Genomic DNA, 6,050 nt, shown 5'->3' on the forward strand with positions numbered 1-6,050 from the left:
GCGTCAAAGTCCCAGGGCTTGGATGGCCAGGGCCCGGACGTCGATCCCGTCGGGCGGCGCCTGGCCGAAGAAGGCGCGGAAGGCCGGGATGGCCTGGCCGATCAGCATTTCCAGCCCGTCCACCGTGGGCCGGCCCAGCGCCCCGGCCTGCGCCAGGAATGGCGTGAGCAGGGGCTTGTAGACCATGTCCATCACCACGCAGGTCGCCGGCGTCGCCGCCAGGGGCACGTCCAGGCTGCCCGAACCGCTGAGGCCCGCCGAGGTGGCGTTGATCAGGGCGCCGAGGCCTTCGAAGGCCTGCTCGGCCTGGTCCAGCCCATAGGCGCGCACGGCGGGGCCGAGATCGGCGGCGATCTCCCTGGCCCGCGCCACGGTGCGGTTGAGGATGCGGATATCGGTCGCCCCGGCGGTGAGGAAGGCCGCCGCGGCCCCGCGCGCCCCGCCGCCCGCGCCGAGGATCGCCACGGGCGCCGCCGCGGGATCGAAACCCGGCGCCTGGACGGCGAATGCCGCCAGCAGGCCCAGGCCGTCGGTGTTGTCGGCGAAGATGGCGCCCTCGGGTCCGAACACCAGGACGTTGGCCGCCTGGGCCAAGCGGGCCCGCTCGCTGACCTCGTCGGCCAGGGTGAGCGCCACGGTCTTGAAGGGCACGGTGACGTTCAGCCCGGCCACCGACCCGCCGCGCAGGCCGTTGATGAAGGACGGGAAGGCCTCGGGGAAGACGCCGAAGGGCACATAGACCCCGTCGATCCCGGCGGCCGCCAGCCAGGCATTGTGCAGGGTCGGGCTCATGGTGTGGGCGACGGGATGACCCACAACGCCCGCCACCCGGGTGGCGCCGGTGATCCTGCTCATGCCGCCAGGGCCCCATGTTTGCGCAGCAGATCCAGCAGACCCAGCAGGGGCAAGCCCAGGATGGCGAAATAGTCGCCCTCGATCTTGGAGAACAGCTGCGAGCCATGGCTCTCCAACCGGTAGCAGCCCACCGAACCCAGGGCCTCCTCCCCTTCGGCCAGCAGGTAGGCCTCCAGGAAGTCGTCGGAAAAGTCGCGCATGGTCAACGTGCAGGTGGCCACCTCGCGCCAGATCGGCGCGCCGTCCCTGGCCACCACCACCGCCGAGTGCAGCTGGTGCGGTTTGCCGCGCAGTAGCTTCAGGCGCGCGCGCGCGGCTTCCACCGTCTCGGCCTTGTCGTAGAGCGAGCCCTCGAACTCCAGGGTCTGGTCGGCGCCGATCACGAAGCCCGGCCGACCGCGCGAGATCTTCACCGCCTTCAGTTCGGCCAGGGCGTCGGCCACTTCGCGGGGCGTGCCCCCCTGGCCGAGCAGGGCGGTCTTCACCGCCTCCTCGTCCACCCCGGAGACGGCGGTCTCGAAGGGCACGCCGGCGCCTTTCAGCACGGCGGTGCGGGCAGCGCTCTTGGAGGCCAGGATGATCGGCGCGCTCATCCCAGCACCTCGATCTGGCCGTGGCCCCCGTGCAGCAGGTTGAGCACGGCCGCGGCCGTCTCCTCGACGCTGCGGCGGGTGACGTCAATCACCGGCCACTCCATCTTCTCGTAGAGCCGGCGGGCCAGGACCGTCTCCTCGCGGACCGCCTCGATGTCGATATAGCTGCTCTCCCGGTCTTCCTTCAGGCTGAGCAGACGGTTGCGGCGGATCTGGATCAGCCGGTCCGGCGAGATGGTCAGGCCCACGATGAGGGCGTTCTTCAGGGTCATCAGCTTCTCGGGCGGCGACCGTCCCGGCACCAGGGGGACATTGGCCGCCCGCACCCCGCGGTGGGCCAGATAGATGCAGGTCGGGGTCTTGGACGTGCGTGAGACCCCCACCAGCACCACATCGGCCTGGTCCAGGTCCTGGCCGCCCTGGCCGTCGTCGTGGCCGATGGCGTAGTTCAGGGCGTCCATGCGGTTGAAATAGTCGTTGTCCAGAGCGTGCTGCACCCCGACCCGCCGGGTCAGCGCCGCGCCCAGATAGCGCGACAGGGCCGAGACTAGGGGATCCAAGGCGGGGATGCAGGCCATGTCCAGCTTGCGGCACCCCTCCTCCAGGGCCGCGCGGAGTTCGTCGTCGACGATGGTGTGGATCACCACCCCCGGCGCGGCCTCGATGTCGGTGAGCGCCCGCTCCAGCTGCCGGGGCGAGCGGACCAGGGCGTAGATGTGCTCGATGGGCAGGACGTTCTCGAACCGGGCGCAGACCGCGCGGGCCATGGCGTTCAGGGTCTCGCCGGTGGAGTCGGAGACCAGGTGCACATGGAAGTAGGTGGCGAAGCGCGGGGCGGTGGTCATGGACCCTTGGGGTTCGAGCGGCGGGGCGGAAGAAATATCTGGGGACAGGTGTGTCGACACCTTCTTAGCGAAGCCGCGCGCGCTTGGGGATAGCCGCGGCCAAATCGCGCTGGTCCCGCGCGGCCGGTGGAGAACGGGGATGAAAGCCGAAGTTTGAGTCCGTCGGGCGCCCCGATCATCCCTGCGGCGTGGGGGATGTGAATCCCGCCCATGGTCAAGCTGCGGATGACCGCCGTTCGTTCAGGGCCTGCGTCCCCGAGAGGTTAATGAATCGTTAAGTCCGCTCAAGCGGTTAAGACTTCGTTAACACAATCCACAGCCCCGCTTATCACGGCGGGAGGAAGCGGCCCTGGCCTGGGGAAAGGGAGTCGAGGAGGGGGTGCGACATCGGAGGTTTCCCCCATGATCGACAGGCCTACCGCTACCTCTTCAATTCAGATTCCAAATCTTAGATAGGTAGAAGGCAGGCGGGGCCGAACAGACGGGCTTGAGCCGGAGAGGGGAAGGCGATTTAAGGCTCCCCATGCCGAACAGTTCGAAACCCCACCTTCTCCGCGCCCTGGCCGGAGAAACCCTGGACCGCCCGCCGGTCTGGTTCATGCGTCAGGCGGGACGCTCCCTGCCCGAGTACCGGGAACTGCGGACCCGGGCCAAGGACTTCATCGCCTTCTGCCACAATCCGGAAATGGCCGCCGAGGCGACGATGCAGCCCATGCGCCGCTTCCCCCTGGATGCGGCCATCGTCTTCGCCGACATCCTGCTGATCCCCCAGGCGCTCGGCCAGGAGGTCTGGTTCGAGGCGGGCGAGGGTCCCAGGCTCGGCGCCCTGCCGGAGATCGAGGCCCTGGCCGACCAGATCGAGGCCTCCACCGGGCGGCTGTCGGCCATCGGCGAGACCCTGTCGCGCGTGCGGGCCGAGCTGGAGCCGGACCGGGCCCTGATCGGCTTCGCCGGCGCCCCCTGGACCGTGGCCACCTACATGATCGAGGGCCGCGGCTCAGACCGCTCCGGCGCCAGGACCTACGCCTACCAGAACCCGGAGAAGCTCGACCGCCTGCTGGAGGTGCTGGTGGAGTCCACCGCCCGCTACCTGGTGATGCAGGCCAGGTCCGGCGCCCAGGTGCTGAAGCTGTTCGAGAGCTGGGCGGAGGGGCTGGCCGAGGATGTCTTCGAACGCATCGTCATCAAGCCGCACACCGCCATCATCGAGAAGGTCCGCGCCGCCGGGGTCGACACCCCCTTCATCGGCTTCCCACGCGGGGCCGGCGCCCTGGTGGAGAACTACGCCGCCCGGGTCCCGGTCAACTGCGTGGCCCTGGACACCCAGGCCACCGCGGTGCTGGGCCAGAAGATTCAGGACAGCGGCAAGACCATCCAGGGGGCGCTGGACAACCTGCTGCTGCGCGCCGGGGGCCCGGCCCTCGACGCCCGGGTCGACGCCCTGATCGAGCAGTGGAACTCCGGTCCCTATATCTTCAACCTGGGCCATGGGGTCCTGCCCGACACCCCCATCGAGCACATCGAGCGCACCATCCGCCGGGTGACCGGCAAGTGACCCGGGTCGCCGTTGTCCTGTTCAACCTCGGCGGCCCCGACGGTCCCGAGGCGGTGCGGCCCTTCCTCTACAACCTGTTCAAGGACCCGGCGATCATCGGGGCCCCGGCCTTCGTGCGCTATCCTCTGGCCGCCCTGATCTCCTCGCGGCGGGAAAGCTCGGCCCAGGCCAACTACGCCATCATGGGGGGCGGCTCGCCCCTGCTGCCCGAGACCCTGGCACAGGCCGAAGCCCTGGATCTGGCCCTGGCGGCGGCCAGGCCCGACCTCACCGCCAAGACCTTCATCGCCATGCGCTACTGGAAGCCCTTCGCCTACGAGACGGCCAGGGCGGTGGCGGCCTTCAATCCCGATGAGATCGTCCTGCTGCCGCTCTATCCGCAGTTCTCCACCACCACGACGGGCTCGTCCCTGAAGGACTGGGCCAAGGCCTATTCGGGCCCGGGCCGCACGCGCACAGTCTGCTGCTATCCCACCGCCGAGGGCCTGATCGAAGCCCACGCCCAGCGCATCCACGACACCTGGGAAGAGGCCGGCAAGCCCAGGAACGTCCGCCTGCTGTTCTCCGCCCACGGCCTGCCGGAGAAGGTGATCGCTGGCGGAGATCCCTACCAGGTCCAGGTCGAGGCCACGGCCGCCGCGGTGGCCGCCCTCGTTCCCGAGCTCGCCGACTGGCGGGTCTGCTACCAGAGCCGGGTCGGACCGCTGAAATGGATCGGTCCCTCCACGGCAGACGAAATCCACGTGGCCGGGGAACAGGGGGTCGGCCTGCTGATCACGCCCATCGCCTTCGTCTCCGAGCACATCGAAACCCTGGTGGAGCTGGACCACGAATATGCCGAGCTGGCGGTGCAGCAGGGGGTGGCCCCCTATCTGCGGGCGCCGGCGCTCGGGGTGGAGCAGGTCTTCATCGACACCCTGGCCCAGACCGTCGATCGGTCCCTGGCCCGGGCTGGCGGCGCGGCGCCGGAGGGGGAATGGCTTTGCCCGTCCGGCTATGGCAAATGCGGCCGCACCACCAAGGGAGCTTCGGCGTGAACTACGACCTGCTGCGCGGCCTGCACATCATCTCGGTGATCGCCTGGATGGCCGGCATGATGTACCTGCCCCGCCTGTTCGCCTACCACGCCGCAGCGCCGATGGGCGGGGAGATGGACAAGACCTTCCAGACCATGGAGCTCAAGCTCTACCGGATCATCATGGGTCCGGCCATGGTGGCCACCTGGGTGTTCGGCCTGGCCCTGATCTATGTGGACGCCACCCAGATCCGCGGCGGCTGGGACTTCCTGCAGACCCCCTGGATGATCACCAAGCTGGCGGGGATTGTCTTCCTGACCGCCTGGCATCATGTGCTCGGGGCGGCCCGCAAGAAATTCGTCGCCGGGACCAACACTCGAACGGCGCGCTTCTGGAAGATGACCAACGAACTGCCCTTCATCGCGGCCATCATCATGGTCATCGCGGTGACGACGGAGTTCGGGGGGTAACGCAAACCCCGCGGTTAGTATCCCAAGCCAAGCTACCCCCATCGCTTGACCCGAAGCACCCAATGTGGTTCCGCTGCACCCACATGGCGTCGCGCACCGCGAAGTCATGCCCCGCCTCTCTCCGGCGACGCGCGCTTCCAGAAACCCAAGCTGCTGCGTCCCGGCCCCTGAACACCCCCGGCGAGTCTCAAGGCCCGCCATAGACGTTTCAAGTTTGCTCGACGCCGCAGGACTGTCTCAAGTCCTGGGTGCGCCGGGCCGTATCAAGGCGATACCCCATGTCCGAAGAAAATATCTCCGACACCCTCGACGCCGAAGACTCCGCCCTCGACCAGGCGATGGACGCGCAGGTCGCGGCCGCCCAGGAGACCAGCGACGACGACGACGACAACGAACTCTCCGCAGCCATCGCCGCGCTCGGCATCACCCGGATGTCCCTCCAGGAACTGAAGGACAAGTCGCCGGTCGACCTGCTGGCCTTCGCCGAGAAGCTGGAGATCGAGAACGCCAACTCCATGCGCAAGCAGGACATGATGTTCGCGATCCTCAAGACGCTCGCCGAGGAAGGCATCGAGATCTCCGGCTCCGGCACCCTGGAAGTGGTGTCCGACGGCTTCGGCTTCCTGCGCTCGCCGGAAGCCAACTACCTGCCCGGCCCCGACGACATCTATGTCAGCCCCTCGCAGATCCGGAAGTTCGGCCTGCGCACCGGCGAC

The 6,050-nt window shown here is 68.5% G+C and carries 7 protein-coding genes; 4 read left to right on the top strand and 3 right to left on the bottom strand.

The features are described from left to right. Nucleotides 1-3: 3 nt before the first annotated feature. From aroE to Q7T09_RS08160, 3 genes are read right to left on the bottom strand one after another with little or no spacing between them, the layout of a single operon-like run. Entirely contained in the window at nt 4-855 is an 852-nt protein-coding gene (aroE, locus tag Q7T09_RS08150) for a shikimate dehydrogenase (protein ID WP_304699089.1), read from the bottom strand. Beyond that, entirely contained in the window at nt 852-1,448 is a 597-nt protein-coding gene (locus Q7T09_RS08155) for a nucleoside triphosphate pyrophosphatase (RefSeq protein WP_304699091.1), read from the bottom strand. The genes aroE and Q7T09_RS08155 overlap by 4 nt, the downstream gene beginning before the upstream one ends. After that, nucleotides 1,445-2,293, bottom strand: coding sequence for a pyruvate, water dikinase regulatory protein (locus tag Q7T09_RS08160; RefSeq protein ID WP_304699092.1), 849 nt, complete (start codon nt 2,291-2,293; stop codon nt 1,445-1,447). Before Q7T09_RS08160 ends, Q7T09_RS08155 begins: the two co-directional genes overlap by 4 nt. 523 nt (nt 2,294-2,816) lie before the next feature. Between Q7T09_RS08160 and hemE the strand changes: the two genes are divergently transcribed. The 4 genes from hemE to Q7T09_RS08180 form a co-directional block, all read left to right on the top strand. Beyond that, nucleotides 2,817-3,848, top strand: coding sequence for a uroporphyrinogen decarboxylase (gene hemE, locus Q7T09_RS08165; RefSeq protein ID WP_304699094.1), 1,032 nt, complete (start codon nt 2,817-2,819; stop codon nt 3,846-3,848). After that, nucleotides 3,845-4,885: a ferrochelatase gene (gene hemH / locus Q7T09_RS08170; protein ID WP_304699095.1), complete on the top strand. Its 1,041-nt coding sequence runs from the start codon at nt 3,845-3,847 to the stop codon at nt 4,883-4,885. The genes hemE and hemH overlap by 4 nt, the downstream gene beginning before the upstream one ends. Then, nucleotides 4,882-5,334, top strand: a complete 453-nt coding sequence (locus Q7T09_RS08175) for a CopD family protein (protein ID WP_304699097.1) — start codon at nt 4,882-4,884, stop codon at nt 5,332-5,334. Before hemH ends, Q7T09_RS08175 begins: the two co-directional genes overlap by 4 nt. A gap of 278 nt (nt 5,335-5,612) precedes the next feature. Next, nucleotides 5,613-6,050, top strand: a 438-nt coding sequence (locus Q7T09_RS08180) for a Rho termination factor N-terminal domain-containing protein (RefSeq protein ID WP_370689218.1), incomplete at its 3' end; no start/stop codon positions are given.

Source organism: Phenylobacterium sp. (genome assembly GCF_030645195.1).
In the GTDB taxonomy this organism is placed as follows: Bacteria; Pseudomonadota; Alphaproteobacteria; order Caulobacterales; family Caulobacteraceae; genus Phenylobacterium.